Consider the following 22,441-nt stretch of genomic DNA (forward strand, 5'->3'; position numbering starts at 1 on the left):
ATTGGCTGTCGGCAATTCCCCTAGCAAGAGTTTGGAAAGCCAATGAGTCAAGATCTCAGCAATACAGAGAACCCAATCGCCACCAAGGCCGCCCTGGGCCAGGCCATCCCCGTGACCAATCTGCCGGTGCAGCGCGGTAAGATACACATAAAAGAACAGAAGGGGCGCTTTCAGCGCCTGCGCACCGGCCTCAACAGCCTGCTTATCCTCTTCTTCTTCCTGTTGCCCTTCATCCCCTATCAGGGACGCCAGGCGATCCTCTTGGATGTGGAGCGCCAGGAGTTTCACTTCTTCAACCTGACCCTGTGGCCGCAGGATTTCACCCTGCTGGCCTGGCTATTTATCATCGCCGCCTTCGCCCTCTTCTTCGTCACCGTCTTCTGGGGGCGTGTCTGGTGTGGCTACCTCTGCCCTCAGACCAGCTGGAGCTTCGCCTTCGTCTGGATAGAGCGGCAGATAGAGGGCAACAGCAACAAGCGTCACGCCCTGGATAAGGCTCCCTGGAGTCTTGAGAAGGTGCTTAAACGCGGCGCCAAGCATCTGGCCTGGGCACTTGCGGGGCTGATCACCGGCTGTGGTTTCATCGCCTACTTCATCCCGGCCAGCGAGCTCTATCCACAGATCTTTACCCTAAGCGCCAGTTTCTGGGTTACCGCCTGGGTCTGGTTCTTCGCCCTGTGCACCTACCTCAACGCGGGCTGGATGCGCGAACAGATGTGCCTGCACTGCTGCCCCTATGCCCGCTTCCAGTCGGCCATGTTCGATGCCAATACCCTGACCGTCTCCTATGACGCCGCCCGCGGCGAGTCTCGCGGGCCGCGAAAACGCAAACAGGCAACCGATCTCGGCGACTGCGTCGACTGTAATCTGTGTGTCGATGTCTGCCCCACTGGGATAGATATTCGTAACGGCCTGCAATATGAGTGCATCAACTGCGGCGCCTGTGTCGATGCCTGCGACCAGACCATGGATAAGTTTGGCTATGACAAGGGCTTGATCCGTTACGCCAGCGAAAACGAGCTGCAGAAGAAGGAAGTGAAACGCTTTACCTCCTTCAAGTTTGTCGGCTATGGCATCGCGGTGATCATCATGCTCAGCGTGTTCGCCCTGGATCTCTATCGCCACCAGAGCATAGATCTCAACGTTATCCGTGACCGCCAGAGCCTCTACCGCGAGGTGGGTGACGGCCGCATCGAAAACAGCTACACCCTGAAGATCCGCAACAAGACCCAGGAAGATCACCAGTACCTAATCAGCCTAAAGGACACAGGCAACCACGGCTTCGCCAAGGAGACCTCACAGCAGGTGCTGATCAAGGCCGGTGAGCAGCTGAGCTATCCGGTAACGGTTTTCGAGCAGAAACAGGCGGACTTTGTCGGCGCTAAGCTGCAGAAACAGACCATCGCCTTTACGGTCACCAACCTGAGTAACCCCAAGGAGAAGGTCTCCCAGGCCAGTCCCTTCTTTAGCCTGAGCGCCTTCTAAGGACTCGAGTGTGCCTCGGTGGTGTTACTGGCCACCGGGGCCGACACTTATATGCACGTTTACCCAATCGCTTTCACGCCTCACTCTTAATCCCTCTCCCAATACCCGATAATGACGGCTCCATCAGGTCAGACCAGAACGGTTTTGTCACGCTATAAAAATAGCGATATTAAACATACAGATAAGGGTTAAACGATTGTTTTGTTTTAGGCGGGCAGAGGTTGACCTTAGGCGCGTTTTAGCACAGTCTAAACACCTGTTTGATTTTTAGCTGCGCCCAAGAATACCGACAATAATAAGCAAAGGAGACGCGTCCATGGCCTATGACTCACATGCCCATGTAGATCTGCAAAAATATGCATCACTGATCGATCTGATCGAAACGGCCGCCGAGCGCTATGGCGACAAGACAGCCTATGTGTGTCTGGGCAAGGCCAACAGTTTTGCCGATATTGAACGCGACTCCCGCTACTTTGCCGCCTACCTACAGCAACATACCCGGCTTGAGGTGGGCGATAAGGTCGCCATCCAGCTGCCCAACATCACCCAGTTTGTTATCGCCGCCTATGGCGCGCTCAGGGCCGGCATGATACTGGTCAACACTAACCCCTTGTATACCCAGCGAGAACTGATCCACCAATACAGAGACTCGGATGCCAAGGCCTTGGTGGTACTAAGCGATCTGCTGACAACCCTGGAAGCTGTGATCCCCGAGACCCAGATAGAGACGGTAATTTCTACCCACCCGCTGGATCTGATAGCCCCCCAAGCAGAGGCCGATAGCCAGCTCGCCCACATAGGCTTTAACCAGGTATTGGCTCTGGGCAGCCTGGTCGAGTATCGCCCGGTAGAGGTCGCGCAGCAGAGCCTGGCGGCGCTGCAATACACGGGCGGCACTACGGGCCTATCCAAGGGCGCCATGCTGAGTCACAGCAACCTGCTGGCCAATATGCTGCAGGTGCAGTCGCGCCTGGCCAGTAAATTTGTCGAGGGCGAGGAGATCTTTATCGCGCCTCTGCCCATCTACCATATCTATGCCTTCATGGTGAACTTCGTCTACTTCGAGCAGGGCGGATGCAGCGTACTCATTCCCAACCCGAGAGATATCAGCGCGCTGATTCAGACCATGTCCCAGCATCCCTTCACCGGCTTTGCTGGCCTCAACACCCTGTTTGTCGGTCTGTGCCATCAGCAGTCCTTTCAGGCGCTGGACTTTAGTCACCTCAAAATCACCATCTCTGGTGGCACGGCGCTCACTCAGGCGGCAGCCAGCATCTGGCAATCCACCACGGGCTGCACCATCTCAGAAGGTTATGGCCTGTCGGAAACCTCGCCCGTGGTCTCCCTTAACGCGCCGGGACTCGAGTGTCTTGGCACCATAGGTCGCCCGGTGATCGATACTCAGGTGAAGATCCTCGACGCCAACGAGCAGGAGGTGCCCCAGGGTGAGATAGGCGAGCTGGCGGTCAAGGGCCCCCAGGTGATGAGCGGCTACTGGCAGAAGCCAGAGGAGACCGCCAAGGTGATGACCAACGATGGTTTCTTCAAGACCGGGGATATCGCCCTGGCCACAGAAGATGGCATGCACAAGATAGTGGATCGCAAGAAGGATATGATCATCGTCTCCGGCTTCAACGTCTATCCTAACGAGGTGGAAGATGTGCTGGCCGCCCATGAGAGCGTGCTGGAATGCGCCGTAATTGGCGTCGACGACAGCCGTAGCGGCGAGGCCGTCAAGGCCGCCATAGTGCTGCGAGCACCTGAGCTGGCAAACGATGCCACTAAGCAGGCCCTGCTCGAACATTGCCGCGCTCAGTTAGCCGCCTACAAGCTCCCCAAGATAATCGAGTTCATGGCCGCACTGCCCAAGTCGACCGTGGGTAAAATCCTGCGTCGAGAGTTGAGGAAGTAATCAGCTAAATCAACTAATTTGAGCCTCAAAAGCCATAAACAGGGCGCCTACTCGGACGCCCTTTTTTATTCTCACATTTATTCGCTCTGAGTTGGATAAATAGCTCTATTTCGCCCAGCTATCTATCGCTCTCAGCTAACTATTGGCCCAGCTATCTATTACTGCCATATGAGCGCCTGGGTATCGAACCCCAGCTTCTCGGCCTGGGTGATAAAGGCTTGCCTTACCGACTCATCGACCTCGGGCGAGCGCGCCAGCAGCCAGAGATAATCGCGGTTATAGCTGGTTACGAAGGCGTACTGATAATCCGCATCCAGACGGTAGATCACATAGGCGCCATAGAAGGGACCGAAGAAGGAGACCTTGAGGTGGCCAATATCGGGCGTCTGGACAAAGTAGGCCTTGCCCTCGGCGCTCTTCCAGCTTTGTGATTGCGCATCGAAGCCACGATTGACTACGCTCACGCCGCCATCGCCCCGCAGTTGATACTCGGCGGTCACCTGGCTCAGGCCGCGCTCGAAGCCATGATCCAAACGGGCGATCTCATGCCAGGTGCCCAGGTATTTAGAGAGTTCGAATCCCTCTATCGGCGCTATTCCCTTGGGCGCGCTGGTGCAGGCCGTTAGCAGGGTTAACAGACAAACAAGACAAAAGGTGACAGGCCATCTCATCGCGATACTCCACTCATTGAGGTGTATTGGAAAATCAATTCGTTAAACCAATTCTTTAAATCAATTCGTTAAATCAGTACGCAGGGATCTCGCCTGAGGTTCACAAGCACTAACGCTCTCATGCAATAAAGCTCTCCTGTGATAATGCTCTCCTGTGATAATGCTCTCCTGTGATAAAGCCCGCCTCCCTATCTCACTTTATTTAGGCCATCAAGGCCTGAACGCCCTAAGCGTTAGCTCACTCACAAAGTACAAATTTTAACCAGCTAGTCACCATTTTTTGTGCCAGTGCCCCTTAGAATCAATAAAACCATTAGAAAAAACTCATTAAAAGGTTTACTCAAGATGCGACCCTTAACTCACCCCTTAACTTTTTTACCCTTCCCCCTCCTTGGCCTTATGCTCAGCGGCTGCGGCGGCTCCGATGACACCAGTCCACCAGAGCCTCTCGCCACAGGTACAGTAAGTATCGCCCTGTCCGATTCTCCAATGAGTCAGGTCAGCCGGGTCGAGCTGGTGCTCGATAAACTGGTGATGACAGATGCTCATGGTCAGCTGCACACTCAGGATATGGCTCAGCACAGATTTAACCTACTGGAGTACCAAGGCATGGACAGCCACAGGGTGATCGATGGTCTGGAACTCCCCGCAGGTCAGTATCACGACGTACATTTCACCCTGGTCAATGGCGATCAGGCCCAGGGCTGCCTCATCGAAAACGGCCAGGGCCAGCACCCGCTGATGATACAAGATGGCCGCCTCCCCATGACAAACTTCACCCTGGGCGAACATCAGCACCTTAACCTGACCATGGAGATCGATCTCTATCAGGCCATGCACCTCTTAGACGGTCATTATCAGCTGTCTCATCACGGCATCTACTCCATCGACGACGACACCATGGGCCACATCTTCGGCGAGATGGACCCTCAATGGATCGCCGATTGTGAGACTCAATACGCAGCGAGCGCCCCCGAGGGCGGCCAGTTCTATCACATGGCCTATCTCTACCCGAGTGAGGTGACCAGCCTGGCGCAGATGGGCGATATAGCGCAGAGCCGCGACGACGGCCTCTTCTCGCCGGTGGCCATCTCCCCCATACGCCAAGACATCAATGGCAACTGGTTCTTTGCCATGGGCCATCTGCCTGCCGGCAACTACCGGGTGGGCTACACCTGCCTCGGCCACCTTGATGACCCAGCCCAAAACGATATGACTCAGGGCGCATTTAAGCTGTTTGAAGATGGCGGTGAGATCGGTGTCGAAGATGGCGGCAGAGAAACCCGCCATCAGTGCGGTGCTGGCCACGGCGGCCACAGAGGCTAGCTCATTTTAGGTATTAAAAAGGGCAGATAAATCCTGTCTGCCCTTATCTCACTCTCCTATCCTTTAGGCCTCTTCCGTGAGTAGCTGCAGGCTGGCGAACTCGCGGTAGAGGCTGTTGCTCTGCATCAGCTCGCCATGGGTACCGCTGGCGATCAGCTCCCCCTTATCCATCACCAGTATACGGTCGGCATTGAGCACGGTTGCCAGGCGATGGGCGATGATCAGTGTGGTGCGCCCCTGCATCAGTACATCCAGCGCCTGCTTCACCTTCTGCTCGCTGACCGCATCCAGGGCACTGGTGGCCTCATCCAGCAGCAATACCGGCCTATCGGCCAATATCGCCCGCGCGATGGCGATACGCTGCTTCTGCCCGCCAGATAGACGCACACCGCGTTCACCCAAATAGGTCTGATAGCCCTCGCTAAAATCAGCAATAAATTCATCGGCGCGAGCGGCGACGCAGGCGGCCTGCACCTCCTCCAGACTGGCACCTGGGCGACCGTAACGCACATTTTCCAGCACGCTAGTGGCGAAGATCACCGACTCCTGGGGCACTAGGGCATATTGCTGGCGCAGATCCTGTGGTCGCAGGCTGGCGATGTCAATACCGTCCAGGGCGATCACCCCGCTGTCCAGCACATAGAAGCGCTGCAACAGCTCAAACAGGGTACTCTTACCGGCGCCGCTCGCCCCCACCAGGGCCACCCGCTCGCCGGGAGAGATATGCAGGCTCAGGCCGCGGATCACCTCGACGCCAACCTGCGCTTCCATCTCCTCAGCACTATCGGCACTGGCCTGAACAGGATAGCTGAAACGCACCTGCTCTAGGCTCAACTCGCCGCGCACCTTTGCTGGCAAGCTGACTGGTTTTGGCGCCAGAGGAATATCGATAGGCGTCTCCACCAGCTCGATAAGCCGCTCCGTCGCACCGGCGGCGCGCTGGATCTCGCCGATCACCTCGCTGATGGTCGCCACGGCGCCCGCCACCATCACGGCATAGAACATGAAGGCGGAGAGCTCGCCCGGAGTGATCGCCTCGCTCATCACATCCTTGGCACCCACCCAGGTAATTAACGCGATGGCGAGTATGCTGAGAAACATCACCAGGGAGATGAGTATCGCGCGATACTTGATGCGCCCCCTAGCCGCCTCCATCACGGCCTCGACCCGCTCGGAAAACAGCTGTCTGTCGCGGTCTTCATGGCAATAGGCCTGCACAGTGTGGATCTCGTGCAGCGACTCATCCACATAGGCCCCCAGGTCACCCACCCTGTCTTGGCTTTTACGCGACAGCTCGCGCACCTTGCGACCGAAGAAGAAGATAGGCCCCAGCACCAGAGGCACGGCGAGCAGCACCAGAGCGGTGAGTTTAAGGCTGGTGATCGCCATCATCACCAGGCCGCCCACTACCGTGACGCTGGCGCGCAGCGCCATGGAGAGGCTGGAGCCCACCACAGATTGCAACAGGGTGGCGTCGGCGGTGAAGCGGGAGATCACCTCGCCGGTGCGCAGCCTGGCGTAGAAACCGGGCGACAGCTTAAGCAGATGGTCATAGACCTTGAGGCGGATATCGGCGCTTACCCGCTCCCCAAGCCAAGTCATCAGGTAGAAGCGACAGAAGATGGCGGAGCTGCTCAGCGCGGTGATGCCAATCACCAGCAGGATGATCTCGTTGAGCCGCTCGCCATTTTCCCGTAGGAAGCCCTCATCCACCATGAGGCGCACCCCCTGCCCCAAAGATAACCAGGCCAGCGAGCCGATAAACAGAAACACTATGGCGGCGATCACCTTGCCGCGATAGGGACGCAGGAAACCGCCTATCCAGGGCAATACGGCTTGCTTAGCTCCTGGTCGCTTAGGTTGCGGTGCGGACTGCTTAGGGCTGGAAGCTGCGTCATGAGAGGCAGTCGGTGAGAGAGGTTGAGACAAGCTAGCATTCCTTTTCGGCAGCGGTATTAGGCTTGGCTAACAGAATAACAAAACCCGCCGGGAAAAGCGGGTTTTGTTTGTTTGCAGAGATTAATCGGTGGGGATCTGACTAGAACCAGGTCAAACCGATACTGATCACTATGCCAGTGATGATCAGCTGCATCAGGCAGAAGCCCATGATATCCCGCGCCTTAAGCCCAGCAATAGCCAGCACGGGCAGTGCCCAGAAGGGCTGGATCAGATTGGTCCAGGCATCGCCCCAGGCAACCGCCATGGCGACCCTTGCTACATCGGCGCCCAGCGCCTCGGCGGCGGGCAACATGATAGGTGCCTGCACAGCCCATTGGCCACCACCGGACGGCACGAAGATGTTGACGATACCGGCACTGATAAAGCTCCAGAACGGCAGGCTGTCGGCACTGGCGATGGCCACGAACCCCGACGAGATACTCTGAGCCAGACCCGACTGCACCATGAGCGCCATGATCCCCGCATAGAAGGGGAACTGGATCACTATGCCGGCGCCGCCCTTGATCGCCTCATTCAGGCTGGTCAGCAGGCTGCGAGGCGTCTGATGCAGGATGATGGCGAGAAACAGAAACAGGTAGTTAACGATATTCAGGTTGAGCTTACCGCCGGCAGCGAAGAAGTATTGTCCCAGGTAAACCAGGCCAGCCCCACCCACGGCCCAGGCCAGCAGGCGGCTATTTTCCAGATAATCAGCCGGACGGGTGATCGCCTCGGTCTCGACCTCGGGCTCTGCGAGCTTGTCCCTGTCGACATAGATGCTCTCATCAGCGCTTGGCAACATGAAGCGGTTAACCAGGGGAATCAGCACGAACAGAACAGCCACCAGCGCCAGGTTAAAGCCGGCGAATATGGTATTGTCTGTGGCTATGATGCCTATCTTGTCCTCGGCGAAATGCCCCTTGGTGGCTATGGTCAGGGGGATGGAACCGGCGAGGCCGCCATGCCAGACCACGAACCCCGAATAGGCACTGGCCACCAGCAGGCGATAATCCACCTTCACCTGACGCGCCAGCGCCTTGGCGAACAGGGCGCCGACCACCAGGCCGAAGCCCCAGTTGATCCAGCTGGCAAGCAGTGACACCAGAGTCACTAGTATGATCGCCTGGGGCGCACTCTTGGCCAGGGCGGCGATACTATCTAGCAGGCGTTTAATGGGCGGCGAGCTGGCCAGCATGTAACCGGCCACCAGCACCAGCAACATCTGCATCGAGAAACTGAGCAGTGCCCAGAAGCCTTGGCCCCAGTAGGTCACCAGTTGCAGCGGGCTCTGTTGCTCCACCATCATGGCGGCGACAAACACCAGCAGAGTGAGGAGTAAGACGAAAATATAGGGGTCGGGCAGATAGCGGTCGACCAACTTGACCAGAGGTTTTGCGGCCTTATTAAGCATGATCTTGTCCTTGATAGCAGGGTATTATTATTGATTGAATTTGCCACAGACAGGTTAAGCGATATCTTAACAAAATCATACTCATACTATGGTATAGGGGCAGAGGCCGTACCAGAGGCCAAGCCTGTGTCACCCTATGGCGCGACTCATGTTATAGTGAGGCCAACACTCACCAGCTTAAGACCTTATGGCGCAGCAAATCTCCAACGAAACCAAAGATGAGGCGATGAAAATTGCCAAGGCCACCCAGAAACCGGGGCAAACCAAGGAGCAGACCAAGCTTATCGCTCAGGGGATAGAAAAGGGGATTGCCGAATACAAGAAGCGCCAGAAGAGCAAGGCCAGAGACAGGGACAAGCAGCGCAAGCAGGTCCTCAAGGAGAAGCAGCGTCAATCCATAGAGCCAATGGATGACGGATTCCAGGCCGCGCCAAAAGCCAGCAAGCTGCCCTGGCTACTGCTGGCCCTGAGTTGGCTTGGCTTCATCGGCCTCTACCTACTGAATCACTAGTTTCATCAATCCAGTAGGTCTCAGCGCTCAATCATGCTTCAACGATTGGCCTATTGTCTCGATATTTTTGGCCACCCAGACCTTGTCGATAGGCCCCCAGTCGCTGAGGCGATAATACCCGGCATTGTGGCGCTCGCCATCTTGCACAAAAGTACAGCTGATACCGATATCGCCCATGGCGGCGATGGCATCTTGCAGGGTGCGCCTCGGCATGGTGGTGGCCTTGTTCAGCGACAACAGATTGTGCTGCTCACTATCGATCAGATGGGCCAGATAGAGCTTTCTCAGGAAGGCGATTTTTTGCTTAGATAACTCGGCGCTCAAGGCATCCTCTCTCAACATGGTTTTTATTATCTTGTAACATAAAACAAGCATCACAAACAGGTGCAAATGGCTGACAACCAAAGGAAAGATGTTATAGTCAGCCAATAGCCAACTTTCGCAGGATAACAAATGGAAGATGTGACTCCTCAAACTTCGGCATCAATGCAGGCCAGGCGTCGGCTGGAGCAGCCAGACTGGATCGCCATAGATGAAGTGCCACTGACACCACTGGAACAGGCCTATCTGCATCAGGTGCAGATAGAAAATCTGCTGATCTTCACGCCGCTGCTGATCATTGCGCCCCTGGCCGCGATACTGCTCAACCTGCCGGGCAGCCTGATCATCGCCCTGGTGACGGGCCTGCTTATCCTGGCTGGCATCGTCAGCTATTGCCGCTATCGCTATGCCCTCTCTATCGCCTACGGCGCATTCGATCACGAGTTCATCATGCAGAAGGGATTGATTTGGCATAAGAAGATCGCCCTGCCCTATACCCGCCTGCAGCATGTCAGCCTGTCTCAGGGACCACTGGAGCGCTATTTTCATCAGCACACCCTAAAGTGCTTCAGCGCGGGTAGCGGCAGCGCCGAGATCAGCCTTCCAGGCTTGGGGGACGACACGGCCGAGCCACTGCGTAAGCATCTGCTGGCCAAAGCCTCCCAGAAACAGGCCTCCCAAAAACAGGCATCGCAGAAGCAAGCCCCCGACGGGCGCGAGGATTAAGCCATGAGTACACGCTTCGCCCAGTGGGCGAGCCTGTCTCCCTGGTCGATCGTCAGCTTCAGTGTCGGCAGCCTACGTCAGCTACTCACCAATGGTTACGCGCTAATCCCCCTGGTCTACACCGGCTGGCAGCGGGGATTCAACTCCCCCTGGCTGCTGCTGGTCGCCGCGGGTCTGGTCCTGGTCATCCTGACCTACGCCAGCCTGCAATGGGCCAAGTATCGCTATCGACTCAGCGACGCCAAGCTGGGGATCCGCCAGGGACTGGTGTTTAAACGCGCCCAGGAGATCCCGCTGAACAAGATCCAAAATGTGCGGCTGGAGCAGCCCCTCTACTTCCGACCGCTCGGCCTCTACAGCCTGGTGGTGGAAACGGCCGGCTCCAAGCAAGATGAGGCGGTGCTGGCCGCGGTCAACTATCGCCAGGCCATGCAACTCAAGAAACACCTGTTTGGCTCCCAGCCCAAACAGGCAAGTTCTGAAGCTATGCCTGCCGATGGCGAGACCATGGCGCCTGCCAGTGAGCCACAGCAGGCGGGCATGACGGCCACTCCGGCAAGCGCGCAATCCCGGCGTCAGGGCGAAGGCCTAGTGGTGGCCAAAGATCTTAAAGATCTGCTGATCTTCGGCTTCTATCAGAACAACCTCATCTGGCTCTCGATAATCTCTGGCTCCATCATAGGCCAGGTCGACTGGGAATCCCTGGGACAAACCAGCATGGTGCAGGGAGCTTGGCACTGGTATCAGACCAATATCGCCACAGGACTTGTCTATCAGATCCTGGCGGTAGCAGCCGCGCTAATACTCCTCTACCTGCTGCTCGCGCTTATCTCCATCGTCTCGGCCGTGCTCAAGTATTACCCCTATCGCCTCAGCCTGCGCCAGGGCACACTGCATCGAACCGGCGGCATACTGGCAAAGCAGCAAGACGCGCTGCGCCTGCACAGGGTGCAGCTGGTTAGATTCGAGCAGCCCGTCATCGGCCGGCTTATCGGGCGCTGGACGGTACATTTCGAGCAAGTAAAAGGTAATGAGGTGGAGCAGCTCGCCAAGCGCCACCTGCTGATCCCCAGCATGAGTCGTAAAGATATCCCTCAGGCCTTCGGCCGATTCGATACCCTGGCGGCCAAGGCCAATAGCCTGCCCACCAGTTATCAGGGAATAAACAGCGGCTGGCTTTGGCGCCGCGCCATCCCGCTGGCACTGCTTCCCGTGGTGATGACCCTTATCCTTGGCCTCAACCCCTTTACCGAACTGGTCGCCGGCTTCACCCTGGTGGCGCTTGTTGGCCTCTATCTCAACTATCGTCAATGGGGCTATCGCCTGGAGGGGGATGACTGCTGGATCCATACGGGTGTGCTGGGGCAGACCTGGCGACTGGTTCCCCTGAGTAAGACCCAGGATGTCTGTATCTCACAGACGCCGGGGCAGCGGCGTAACGCCTTAGCCACCTTGCACTTAGGCCTGGCATCAGGCCCCCTGGTGATCCCCTATATTCCCCTCGAAGAGGCTAGATTGATTGCCGAAACCGCGTTAAGTTTGACCAGAGAAGATCCGAAAAACTGGATATAGCTAAAACTGGATATAACATAACTGGCTATAAGGCAGGAAAGAAGGAGCAGAGATGAACAGGATAGCCCACACGCCAGACGACATCATTCGCTTCTGGTTCGAGGAGATTGAACCTAAAGCTTGGTTTGTCAAAGACCTCGCCTTCGACAAGGTGCTCCAGACCCGCTTCGGCGAGCTGCTCACCCAGGCCAAACAGGGCGAACTCTACCACTGGCGCACCACGCCACAGGGGCGCCTAGCCGAGATTATCGTGCTGGACCAGTTTAGCCGTAACATCTACCGGGATACGCCAGAGGCCTTCGCCGCCGATCCCATGGCGCTAACCCTGGCCCAGGAAGCTGTGGCCGCCGGCATCGACAAGGCGCTGCAACCTAAACAGGTGCCCTTTCTCTACATGCCCTATATGCACAGCGAGTCGCAGGCGATCCACGAGGTCGCCCTTATCCTGTTTAATCGAGAGGGTGCCGAAAACAACCTGGCGTTTGAGCAGCGCCACAAGGCGATTATCGACCGATTCGGCCGCTATCCCCATCGCAACGCCATCTTGGGGCGCGAGTCCACCCAAGAGGAGCTGGCGTTTCTCGCCGAGCCTGGCTCAAATTTCTAACTTATCCAACGAGTCATTCCCCATTCGGGCGTAAGGAGTACCCATGGAGATCACCCTCACCCACGGCCTGTTACTGGTCGTCACCGGCTTTCTGGCTGGCATCATCAATACTCTGGCCGGCGGCGGCTCCAACCTCACCCTGCCCGCACTCATGGTGATGGGCATGCCCGCCGAGGTCGCCAACGCTACCAACCGGGTCGGGGTCACGGTGCAATCGATCACCGCCCTGTTAGGCTTTCACAAGCATGGCAAGCTAGATACCCAGGACAAGGGGCCGATACTGCTGCCCACCATACTCGGCGGCTTCATAGGTGCAGGCCTGGCCGCCTACGCCCCCAGCGCATTGATTAAACCCCTGCTGCTGGGCACCATGCTGCTGATGGCGCTCATCATCTTGGTGCGCCCCGCCATCATAGCGCCCGAGCTGGGCACGCCGGTCAACCGGGTCAAAGACACGCCCAGCTCCTGGTTCTGGCTGACCCTAGCCGGGATCTATGGCGGCTTCGTGCAGGCGGGGGTAGGCTTTGTCTTACTGGCGGCCCTAGCGGGTAGCCTGAGATATGATCTGGTGAGGGCCAACGCCCTCAAGGTGTTCTGTACCCTGTTCTTCACCCTGGCTTCCCTGCTGGTCTTCATCAAGGAAGATCTGATCCTCTGGCTGCCTGGGCTCATCCTGGCAGCAGGCACCATGGTGGGCGCCCATCTGGCGGTCAAGCTGGCGATCAAGGTTAGCCCCAAGGTACTCAAGTGGTTTCTGTTTTTGATGACACTCTGCGGCAGCGTCGCCGCTATGCTTAGCGATTAAATCGGGGCGGGAAAGCTAGGATCACTCTAGCCAGTCAATCATGAAGCTGATGGCGCCGGCGTTATCGCAGCGCCATACCCTCACCCGCACCGAGGGTTTGAGCACGCTGGGAGAGACCTCCAGCCGTTTCCAGTCCGGCAGGGTAAACAGCCCGCCATTGAGCCGCATCTGCTCAAGCGCGTAGGCGATATCCAGGCGCTCCAAGGTACCGTCTACGGTGCGAATACCAAAGGCTATCTGGGTCTCGCTCCTGTGATAGTTAAAGACTTCTCCCTGCCATGAGGTCAGTTGGTCACGGCCACAGGGCACGAAGTCGGGGGCACGCAGTCGCTCCGCCAAACAAGGGCTCCCCCACAAACAAAGGCCTATGGCGAGACACCATAGGCCCTGTTTCAACAGTGAATTTTCCATGAGACTAGTTGGACGGCCAGCGATAGGCACCGCTTAAGGTATCGGCGCGCTCGGACTGGCCCTGAGTGAACTCGACCATACAGCTATCGTCTGTGTAGTCCATGAAGTTGTAGATGGGGTCGTCCCCAGTGTCACGTCTACAGGTGTCACGTCCCGAGGGACAACCATAGGCCGCCGAACGCTCGGCCGGGGTATCGGAAACCTGGTCACCGCCATTACAGCCACCTTGGAAGGTATGATACAGACCCAGCCAGTGGCCGACCTCATGGGTCGCGGTATCGCCTTCGTTATAGGGCGAAGCCGCGCCGCCCGGCAGCGATTGATTGAGGATCACCACGCCATCGTCGCTAGGATTGCTGGCATAGTCTGTGGGGAAGGTCGCCCAGCCCAGTAGGCCACCACCTGGATTAGAGACATAGATGTTGAGGATATCGGCGCCGCCTTGGCGAAGGGATTGTTTCATCGCACGCTCGGCGCTGGTGCCCGGCCCCGCGGTGTACCAGGCATCGTTTTCTGTTTTTGTTGTCCCCATCAAGGTGAAGCTGAACTTGGTATCGAAGCCGCTGCCGCCACCTGCACCGGCGAAGGCATCATTAAGTACATTCATCTGCTCCGCAACCAGACCTGACACATCGCCGTCGCCGCTACTGCTCAGGATCAGGTGGACATAGACGGGAATATTATAACCCACGGCCGTGTAGTTACCGCCTGTGCCGCCATCACCACCGCCGCCACCGCCGCCGTTGCCATTACCCACACCGCTCGGCTTCTTGAGGGCCTTGAGGTGTTCATTCAACATCTTTACCTCGAGATCCGAGGGGGTACGGGTGCCGCAACGCAGGAAGGCGGCGTTACTGTTGGCATGGTCGAAGGCCGGGGTCGAACTCGTCTTAGCCTGCTCTTGACCAGCAACAGCTTGACCCGCGAAGGCCAGTGCGCTTGCCGTCAGCAGCAAGCCAGATACTCCAATTACGCTTTTTCTCATGGGTGCCTCACCTTAAAAATCTGATCCAGTTCACACCACTGAGTATAGAAAAAGCCGACGAACTTGCTAATGCAAAGGCCGAAGCGGCCGCCAGGCATGAAAAATCAGTCTTTTTCTTTACATTCGACACAAAAGTAAATGATAACCATTCCCATTTAAAATCCCGCTTTTTTTGTATATCCTTTGTTGCGTAAATTTGGTTGGCGTGCCAAGTCCCCAGCGGTCTTGCACCGCTCCTCACTATTCCTCTTTTGCTAAGATGACGACAGATCATGAAACTTAAGCCTATTTCGCTCGCTATCTTCTGCGCCCTGAGCATGGCGACTATGCCAGGCCACGCAGAGAATCAAACTGCTCAACTAGACAATGACAGCCAACAGGACGACCAGAATATCGAGAAGATCGAGGTTCGTGGCCGCTATGTGCAGGGCTACAATGCCCACTCGGTGGGCGGCGCCTCGCGCCTGGACTTGGCCATCATAGATATTCCACAGTCGGTGTCTGTGATCACAGATGCTCAGCTGGACGACTTCCAGCTCAACGACATCAACAGCGCCCTGGACAGCGCCACCGGCATCAATGTCGAGCGCATCGAGACGGACCGCACCTACTACACGGCCCGCGGCTTCGACATCACCAACTTCCAGATCGACGGGGTCGGCCTGCCATTAACCTCGGGCAACAACCATGCCGACGAAGACACCGCCATCTATGATCGTATCGAGGTGATCCGCGGCGCCAACGGCCTGATGACAGGTGTGGGTAATCCCTCGGCCACGGTCAACTTTATTCGTAAGCGTCCGACCTCAGACAATCAACTCAAGCTGCAGGCCAGCTACGGTAGCTTCAACAACGCCAGAGTCGAGGCCGATGCCAGTGGCCGCCTCAACGACACCTTTGCCGCCCGCGTGGTGGCGGTGAAACAGCAGAAAGACTCCTACCTCGACCGCTACGAGACTGACAAGAGCGTGCTCTACGCCTTCATTGAGGCCAACCTGAGTGACGACACCAGCCTGTCGGTCAGCCACAGCTACATCAACAACGATGCCACCGGCAACAACTGGGGCGCCCTGCCGCTCTACTACACAGACGGCAGCCCAACCAACTACGACAGATCCACCAACACCTCGGCCAACTGGTCGAACTGGCAGGTGATCAAGAACAACACAGTGGTGGAGCTGAGCCACTACTTCGCCGATGACTGGCGCCTGCGTGCCACCTACTCCCACAAGAGCACGGATGAAGATACCGAGCTCTTCTACGTCTACGGCACACCCGACAGAGAGACGGGCCTTGGCCTTACAGGCTATGGCAGCGAATACGATCTGGATGAGAGCCATGATCTGGTGGATCTCTATGTCGACGGCGAGTTCAGCCTGTTTGGCCGCGACCATCAACTGGTGGCCGGGGTGAACTATGCCAAGGTGGACTATATCGACACCTCGCTATACGACTACACCACAGGCAACGGCTTCCCGGCCATGCCGGATCTCAACGACTGGGATGGCAACACGCCAAAGCCAGTGTTTGCCGACAGCCCACGAGGCAGCGACGTCAGCGCCAAGCAGCAGGCCGCCTACTTCACGGGTCGTTTTAACCTGTTCGACGGTTTCCACTTCATCGCCGGCGGCCGCTTCAACAAGTGGCAGGCCGAAGGGGTCTCCTACGACAAGGTGCAAGACGTGGAAGACAGCCAGTTTATTCCATATCTGGGCGCCGTCTATCGCATCACCCCTGAGCTTGTGGCCTACGCCAGCTATACCGAGACCTTCAAGTCGCAAACCGAGATGGATATCGACGACAACCTGCTGGCCCCCGTGACGGGTGAGAGCAAGGAGATAGGCTTCAAGAGCGAGCTGTTCGACGGCCGCCTGATCGCCAGCCTGGCCTACTTCGACATTCAGCAAGTCAACCTGGCGGTGCCCGATCCTCGCACCGCCGATCTGCCGCCGACCGACCAGCGCTACATAGGCGCCGATGGCATCAACAGCAAGGGGTATGAGTTTGAGGTAGCCGGTGAGGTGTTCGACGGCCTCAATCTGAGCCTGGGCTTCACCGACTTCGACATCGATGGCAATGACGACAATGCCAAGATAGTCGCCGCCTACACCCCGAGTCGCCTGCTGAAGTTTGCCGCCACTTATGACGTGGCCGCCATCGAAGGCCTCTCTGTGGGGATGAACATGCGCTGGCAGGATGATATCTATCGCGATCAGGGCGTGGTCGGCGACGGCTTTGCCAATGCGGGCGAGGCGATCATCACCCGCCAGGACGCCTATGCCATCGTCGATCTCATGGCCCGCTATCAGTTTAATGACAACCTGCAGCTGAGCCTCAATGCCAACAATGTGACCGACGAGAAATACCTCAACAGTCTCTATTGGGCCCAGGCCTTCTACGGCGCCCCGGCGAACTACAGCGCCACCATTACCTGGAAGCTCTAGGCTTGCACTGAATGCTAACAGACATTAAAAAGGGCATATCGCCGACGCGATATGCCCTTTCTTTTTTGTCTCAATTATTTGTCTCATCCTAAGCAAAGGCTTGAAAGGCTAGGCTTGAAGGCCAACGCTAAAAGCGAGCATCGCGATTAAACCAGCTCGGCCAACATCTCGTCTGAGTAAGTCACCAGCGGCTGTCTGTCGCGCACCCTGACCACATAGTCTGGGTTAGCGATGAAGGGGCGACCAATCGCCAGCAGGTCGAAGCGGCCATCTGCGATGGCCTGGGCCCCCGTCTCGGCGCTGTAACTGCCTACCCCCACTAAGGTCTGGCTGTAATGGCCACGCACATAGTCAGACACTCGCCCGCCGAGATACTCGAAGGTCAGGGCATCATCGAAGATCCCCACATGCAGGTAGGCCAGCTTGCGAGACTCCAGCTGATTTAAGAAATAATCGAACACGGCGCGATCCCGGCTGTCGCCCTGCATGTTGACATAGGCGCCCGGCGACACTCGCAGTGCGGTGCGCTCATTACCGATACGATTAACGATGGCGTCCACCACGGCCAGCGGAAAGCGCGCCATGTTCTCCGGCGTGCCGCCAAACTCATCATCGCGGCGGTTGCTGTCATGGTGCAGGAACTGATCGATGAGGTAGGCATTGGCACCATGGATCTCGACGCCATCGAAACCCGCATCGATGGCATTGGCCGCCGCCTGGGAATAATCGGCCACCAGCTGCGCAATCTCATCTGTGGTCAACGCCTTAGGGGTCTCATAGGCCAACTCACGCTGACGCGGCACTGTGCCTTCAATCTTCACCGCCGACGGCGCTACCGTCTGGCCACCGAAGAAGTGCGAGTGTGCCACCCGGCCTGTGTGCCATAACTGGGCGAAGATCTTGCCACCCTTGGCATGCACGGCGCTGGTCACGCGCTGCCAACCCTGGATCTGCTCTGGGGTAAACAGGCCCGGGGTATTCGGGTAACCCTGACCATCGGGACGAATGATCACCGCCTCAGAGATGATAAGCCCGGCATCGGCGCGGCGAGCATAGTAGTCCGCCATCGCCTGGGTTGGCACCAGGTCATCGTCTGCCTGACAGCGGGTAAGTGGCGCCATCAGGATCTTGTTGTTGAGGGTAATACTGGCATTAAGCGCGTAAGGCTGAAACAGATCGGCTGTCATAATCGGCTCTCTTTCTTGAATAAGCGTTCAAGATACTCTCAGTCAAAAAAGGATTCAAGATCTTTTTTGAACGTTCATTCAAAATTGAGTACAATCCCATTTATCACCCCGACAAGCAGCCAAAGAGTAAGATGCGCAACGCCGAATTTGATCGCCAGCAGGTACTGAGACAGGCCATGAATGCCTTTATCGACAAGGGCTACGCCAAGACCAGCATGCAAGATCTCACCAAGGCCACTGGGTTACACCCTGGCTCCATCTACTGCGCCTTCGACAACAAGCGCGGCCTCCTGCTGGCGGTGATAGAACAATATGGGCAAGACAGAAAAGCCGAGCTAACGGCCTGTTTCGGCTCGGCGCTCCCCTTTCCCGAGCAGCTTAAGCAGTATCTAACCGGCATAGTCGATGAGTGTCAGTGCAAGGATACGCCCAAGGCCTGCCTGTTGACCAAGGCGCTCAACGAGGTGGCCGAGCAAGATGAGATGATAAGAGACGCTGTGCAATCGCATCTTGAGAGTTGGCATCAGGCGCTGACGACCCAGTTTGAACAAGCCGTCGACAGGGGAGAACTTAAGGGCGATGCCGCTCATCTGGCGCGCTATTTCGTTATGGGGATCTTTGGGCTCAGAACCTTTGCCCATACCAAGCCGGCGCCAGAGGTATTACACGCCCTGGCGGACCAGCTCTATCACGACACCTGCCGCAGCTAGGCTATTTCACCACCATCACGGGGCACTTGGCCTTATTGGCCAGCTCCTCGGCCACGCTCGGATTCAACAGGTGGGCGAGTCCGGTATGACCATGGCTGGCGACCACTATCATGCCCACATCATTCTCTTCGGCATCGAGCAATATCTGACCTAACACACCGCCGGTACGCACCTCGCTGTGCACCTTGAGATGAGGCGGCATTCTAATCTGTGCGTCCCTGACTATCTCACCTAGCTTGCCGTTGGCATATGCATGCAGGTGCTGCTCCAGCTCCTCGTTACTCTCCACCACTATCCCATAGTTATGGGCGCCGTAGGGTTCACTCACCACATGAACGATACGCAGATCCACGCCATACAGGGTCGCCATCTCGATGGCATAGCCCAGGGCGTGAGAGGCCGTCTCGGAAAAATCCGTTGGGCACAATATTTGACGGGTACGCATATTCACCTCCTCAGTTCAGGCGCTCGTATCCCTCTGTTACAAATGCAAAAACTAAGCTGCGTCGTCAGCTGTTTTCAATAGCCGTTCGCGACAATCAATTTCGACAGGCATTCTCGAAAGCCATTCTCAAAAGTCATTCTCGACAAACTATTGACCGACGACGGGCTTATAAAACAGGGCCTTCTCCCCGGACTACTTGACCACCAGCACCGGGCACTTGGCGCGGTTCGCCACCGCCTCTGCCACATTAGTATGCAGAAAATGAGACAAGCCTTTACGGCCATGGCTGGCGATCACTATCATGCCGACATGGCTCTCTTCGGCCTCGGCTAAGATCTCGGTCACCGCGTCGCCGCGACGTATCATGGTCTCGATGGGCAGATTGCTATCGAGCTTGGCCAGCAGGGATTTCATCTTCTCGGCGGCGGCATCTTCCATGGACTGGGCGAGCTCCTCCGGCGTGATGGCGAGGATCTGAAAATTCTCATCCCCCATGGGCTGCTCGACCACATGAAGTAAGCGAAATCCCACCTGATACAGGTTGGCCATCTCGATGGCATAAGAGAGGGCATGGGAAGCCGTTTCAGAAAAATCTGTCGGGCATAAAATTTGACCATTTCTCATCTGTTACTCCTTACCATTCGCTTTCTTTAAGCATAGCGGATAAAAGTGACACAGGCTTGACAGAAATCGCTTAGCTGGCAGGGCTTTCTCCGCTTTTCTCTGCGCTGATGCAGGCCCTTAGTTGCGCCGGTGAAAGCGGCTAAAAATCGCCACTTATATTAAAAACCACGGCTAATCCTCAAAAGCTCGCCAAACACCCAAAACCGCGCCTAATACTCATAACCAGTGCTCAAAATCAGTACTCAAAACCTTTACTGACGATAAACGATGAGCTAGCCATTAACACAGCCAATCGAGTGCATCGCGTTTATCCTCGAAAAACTTAAACTCTCCCGGGGTGAACCAGTCCGCCACCCGGGTCGCCCACTCCTGTAGCTCCCCCTGACCTATGATGGCCACCCGCTTAAACTCCTTGCCATGTTTCAAGCCCAGCTTAAAGTCATCCCAGGCCGCATGCAGCGACAGGCCATCGAGCTCTGTGATGTCGATAAGCGCGACGATTTCGGGCGTTTTTATGCCCGCCAGGGCTGACTCCAACAGCGGCGTCATCTGCTCATAGTCTTCGTGGGTCAACTTGCCGACGGCCTTGAAGGCGAGGTAGAAATCATCCTGACTGCGCTCTATGCCTATGGCGATACCATGTAGATTGCTGCTCATATCAAGCTCCTGTAATCCCAACTAAAAGGGCCTATTTCATTTTAGGTTTCCAGCCCCTCCACCCGCTTGATCCAGATCACACTTTTCACCGCTATCGGACAATATTTGACCTAGGCCGTTTTACCTCCTAAGATTAGACCGACTAATCAGTCGGTTTTTAAGATTGGCCCACTGACCTCGCCTCATAGGCCAACTAACAAAGGTGAATATGGGGCGTTGAACTGAGATAGACAGGCGCCCCAAACGAGTAAGGATAAGCACAATGAACATGCCCGCAAACCTAGTTGTCGACCAAGGCCTCAACCAACTGCTTGCGAGACAGAAGGCCAGCTTCCGTGAGCAAGGCGCCCCCTCTAGGCAGCAACGCGAAGCCCAGCTTATCGCCCTCAAGCAGGCGCTTCTGAGTCATCAGCAGGCGATCGTCGAGGCCCTCAATGCCGACTATGGTCACAGATCCCCTGATGACAGCCGCATCTCCGACATCATGCCCTGCGTCAACAACATCAACTACACCCTGAAGAAGCTCAAGGGCTGGATGAAGCCCAGCCGTCGCCACGCGGGCATACTGCTGGCGCCCGCCAAGGTGCAGGTGCAGTATCAGCCTCTGGGTGTTGTCGGCATCATAGTGCCGTGGAACTTCCCCGTGATGCTCTCCATCGGTCCCTTGATCACCGCCCTGGCCGCCGGCAACCGCGCCATGATCAAGTTGTCTGAATTTACCCCAGAGACCAACAGGGTGCTGAGGCAGATGCTGGCCGGCCTGTTCGATGAGACCCAGGTGGCTGTCGTCGAAGGCGAGGCCGAGGTCGCCGCCGCTTTCTCGGCGCTCCCCTTCGACCATCTGCTGTTTACCGGCTCAACCACGGTTGGCCGCCATGTGATGCGCGCCGCCGCCGACAACCTCACCCCAGTCACCCTGGAGTTGGGCGGCAAGTCGCCGGTGATCATCGCCCCTGACATGCCCCTGGATACCGCCGTGGAGCGAATGATCTACGGCAAGTGCCTCAATGCCGGGCAGATCTGTGTCGCCCCCGACTATGTGCTGCTGCCCAAGGGCCAGAGCCAGGCCTTCGTGCAGGCCTTCATTAACAGATTCAAGCAGATGTACGGCGAAATTGGCCAGAACCCAGACTACGGCGCCATCATCAATCAGCGTCAGTTCGATCGCCTGCAGGCGGTGCTGCAAGACGCCATCGACCTGGGCGCCAAGGTGACCCCCACCAGCAATGAAACTATGACGCCAGGCAGCCGCAAGCTGCCGGTGCAGTTGATAACCGGGGTTAACGAGCAGATGAAGGTGATGCAGGAGGAGATCTTCGGCCCACTGCTGCCCATCGTCGAATATGACAGCCTGGAGCAGGCGATCGACTATGTGAACGACCGCCCTCGCCCGCTGGCCCTCTATATCATGAGCTTCGATGGGGGGACTCAACAGCGACTGCTGGAACAGACCCACTCGGGTGGTGTGTGCATCAACGAAACCGTGTTCCATGTGGCAGCGGACGATGCCCCCTTCGGCGGCATTGGCCCCTCCGGCATGGGCCACTACCATGGCAAGGAAGGCTTCCTCACCATGAGCCACGCCAAGACCATATTGAGCCGTGGCAAGCTCAACACGGGCAAGCTGGTGCATCCTCCCTATGGCTATGGGATTCAGCAGCTGCTGATGAAGCTGTTTTTGCGCTAACGGGCA

Annotated in this window: 21 protein-coding genes; 11 read left to right on the top strand and 10 right to left on the bottom strand. The window is 56.9% G+C overall.

All coding sequences use genetic code 11. The features are described 5' to 3' along the window. The first annotated feature begins 42 nt into the window (after positions 1-42). Together ccoG and K0I31_RS16060 are read left to right on the top strand one after the other, a co-directional pair. Positions 43-1,485, top strand: a complete 1,443-nt coding sequence (gene ccoG, locus K0I31_RS16055) for a cytochrome c oxidase accessory protein CcoG (RefSeq protein ID WP_220079018.1) — start codon at positions 43-45, stop codon at positions 1,483-1,485. A gap of 316 nt (positions 1,486-1,801) precedes the next feature. Then, positions 1,802-3,397, top strand: coding sequence for an AMP-binding protein (locus tag K0I31_RS16060; RefSeq protein WP_220079019.1), 1,596 nt, complete (start codon positions 1,802-1,804; stop codon positions 3,395-3,397). 158 nt (positions 3,398-3,555) lie between these two features. Here K0I31_RS16060 and K0I31_RS16065 read toward each other — a convergent pair whose 3' ends face one another. Further along, the gene (locus K0I31_RS16065; RefSeq protein ID WP_220079020.1) at positions 3,556-4,068 is read right to left on the bottom strand and encodes a lipocalin family protein; all 513 of its coding nucleotides are present in this window, start codon (positions 4,066-4,068) and stop codon (positions 3,556-3,558) included. A gap of 345 nt (positions 4,069-4,413) precedes the next feature. On the opposite strand from K0I31_RS16065, the gene K0I31_RS16070 reads away from it, so the two are divergent. Further along, positions 4,414-5,394, top strand: a complete 981-nt coding sequence (locus K0I31_RS16070) for a DUF4382 domain-containing protein (protein WP_220079021.1) — start codon at positions 4,414-4,416, stop codon at positions 5,392-5,394. Between the two features lie 63 nt (positions 5,395-5,457). Here the strand turns inward: K0I31_RS16070 and K0I31_RS16075 are convergent, their stop codons facing one another. Together K0I31_RS16075 and K0I31_RS16080 are read right to left on the bottom strand one after the other, a co-directional pair. After that, a complete protein-coding gene (locus K0I31_RS16075) occupies positions 5,458-7,323 on the bottom strand; it encodes an ABC transporter transmembrane domain-containing protein (protein WP_220079022.1) in 1,866 nt (621 codons plus the stop codon). Between the two features lie 109 nt (positions 7,324-7,432). Next, a complete protein-coding gene (locus K0I31_RS16080; protein ID WP_220079023.1) occupies positions 7,433-8,743 on the bottom strand; it encodes a short-chain fatty acid transporter in 1,311 nt (436 codons plus the stop codon). 187 nt (positions 8,744-8,930) lie between these two features. Here K0I31_RS16080 and K0I31_RS16085 point away from each other — a divergent pair, with 187 nt between their 5' ends. Further along, on the top strand, positions 8,931-9,254 hold the full coding sequence (locus K0I31_RS16085; RefSeq protein WP_220079024.1) for a DUF2956 domain-containing protein: 324 nt from the start codon (positions 8,931-8,933) through the stop codon (positions 9,252-9,254). A 27-nt stretch (positions 9,255-9,281) separates the two neighbouring features. On the opposite strand, the gene K0I31_RS16090 is transcribed toward K0I31_RS16085, so the two are convergent. Next, positions 9,282-9,596: a winged helix-turn-helix domain-containing protein gene (locus K0I31_RS16090; protein WP_220079025.1), complete on the bottom strand. Its 315-nt coding sequence runs from the start codon at positions 9,594-9,596 to the stop codon at positions 9,282-9,284. 111 nt (positions 9,597-9,707) lie between these two features. On the opposite strand from K0I31_RS16090, the gene K0I31_RS16095 reads away from it, so the two are divergent. From K0I31_RS16095 to K0I31_RS16110, 4 genes are read left to right on the top strand one after another with little or no spacing between them, the layout of a single operon-like run. Beyond that, positions 9,708-10,301, top strand: a complete 594-nt coding sequence (locus K0I31_RS16095; protein WP_220079026.1) for a PH domain-containing protein — start codon at positions 9,708-9,710, stop codon at positions 10,299-10,301. 3 nt (positions 10,302-10,304) lie between these two features. Further along, positions 10,305-11,873 carry a PH domain-containing protein gene (locus tag K0I31_RS16100; RefSeq protein ID WP_220079027.1) on the top strand — a complete coding sequence of 523 codons (1,569 nt, stop codon included), beginning with the start codon at positions 10,305-10,307 and terminating at the stop codon, positions 11,871-11,873. Between the two features lie 52 nt (positions 11,874-11,925). Continuing rightward, positions 11,926-12,480 (top strand): DUF924 family protein, encoded by a 555-nt coding sequence (locus K0I31_RS16105; protein WP_220079028.1) that lies wholly within the window; start codon positions 11,926-11,928, stop codon positions 12,478-12,480. Between the two features lie 43 nt (positions 12,481-12,523). Beyond that, complete coding sequence (locus K0I31_RS16110) at positions 12,524-13,285, top strand: sulfite exporter TauE/SafE family protein (RefSeq protein ID WP_220079029.1); 762 nt, start codon at positions 12,524-12,526, stop codon at positions 13,283-13,285. A gap of 21 nt (positions 13,286-13,306) precedes the next feature. Here the strand turns inward: K0I31_RS16110 and K0I31_RS16115 are convergent, their stop codons facing one another. Together K0I31_RS16115 and K0I31_RS16120 are read right to left on the bottom strand one after the other, a co-directional pair. After that, positions 13,307-13,624 (bottom strand): hypothetical protein, encoded by a 318-nt coding sequence (locus K0I31_RS16115; RefSeq protein ID WP_220079030.1) that lies wholly within the window; start codon positions 13,622-13,624, stop codon positions 13,307-13,309. A 76-nt stretch (positions 13,625-13,700) separates the two neighbouring features. Continuing rightward, entirely contained in the window at positions 13,701-14,681 is a 981-nt protein-coding gene (locus K0I31_RS16120) for a zinc metalloprotease (RefSeq protein ID WP_220079031.1), read from the bottom strand. A 326-nt stretch (positions 14,682-15,007) separates the two neighbouring features. Here K0I31_RS16120 and K0I31_RS16125 point away from each other — a divergent pair, with 326 nt between their 5' ends. Then, positions 15,008-17,125: a TonB-dependent siderophore receptor gene (locus K0I31_RS16125; RefSeq protein ID WP_434086928.1), complete on the top strand. Its 2,118-nt coding sequence runs from the start codon at positions 15,008-15,010 to the stop codon at positions 17,123-17,125. A gap of 146 nt (positions 17,126-17,271) precedes the next feature. Here K0I31_RS16125 and K0I31_RS16130 read toward each other — a convergent pair whose 3' ends face one another. Next, complete coding sequence (locus tag K0I31_RS16130) at positions 17,272-18,312, bottom strand: alkene reductase (RefSeq protein ID WP_220079033.1); 1,041 nt, start codon at positions 18,310-18,312, stop codon at positions 17,272-17,274. A 131-nt stretch (positions 18,313-18,443) separates the two neighbouring features. Between K0I31_RS16130 and K0I31_RS16135 the strand changes: the two genes are divergently transcribed. Then, positions 18,444-19,022, top strand: coding sequence for a TetR/AcrR family transcriptional regulator (locus K0I31_RS16135; RefSeq protein WP_220079034.1), 579 nt, complete (start codon positions 18,444-18,446; stop codon positions 19,020-19,022). Position 19,023: 1 nt separating this feature from the next. On the opposite strand, the gene K0I31_RS16140 is transcribed toward K0I31_RS16135, so the two are convergent. From K0I31_RS16140 to K0I31_RS16150, 3 genes are all read right to left on the bottom strand, one after another. After that, positions 19,024-19,467: a universal stress protein gene (locus tag K0I31_RS16140; RefSeq protein ID WP_144202026.1), complete on the bottom strand. Its 444-nt coding sequence runs from the start codon at positions 19,465-19,467 to the stop codon at positions 19,024-19,026. Between the two features lie 192 nt (positions 19,468-19,659). Continuing rightward, the gene (locus tag K0I31_RS16145; RefSeq protein WP_011866897.1) at positions 19,660-20,091 is read right to left on the bottom strand and encodes a universal stress protein; all 432 of its coding nucleotides are present in this window, start codon (positions 20,089-20,091) and stop codon (positions 19,660-19,662) included. Between the two features lie 279 nt (positions 20,092-20,370). Then, positions 20,371-20,748, bottom strand: coding sequence for a SpoIIAA family protein (locus K0I31_RS16150; protein WP_220079035.1), 378 nt, complete (start codon positions 20,746-20,748; stop codon positions 20,371-20,373). A gap of 262 nt (positions 20,749-21,010) precedes the next feature. On the opposite strand from K0I31_RS16150, the gene K0I31_RS16155 reads away from it, so the two are divergent. Then, the gene (locus K0I31_RS16155; RefSeq protein ID WP_220079036.1) at positions 21,011-22,435 is read left to right on the top strand and encodes a coniferyl aldehyde dehydrogenase; all 1,425 of its coding nucleotides are present in this window, start codon (positions 21,011-21,013) and stop codon (positions 22,433-22,435) included. The last annotated feature ends 6 nt before the right edge of the window (positions 22,436-22,441 follow it).

It is taken from the genome of Shewanella spartinae, assembly GCF_019457555.1.
Classification (GTDB): Bacteria; Pseudomonadota; Gammaproteobacteria; order Enterobacterales; family Shewanellaceae; genus Shewanella; species Shewanella loihica.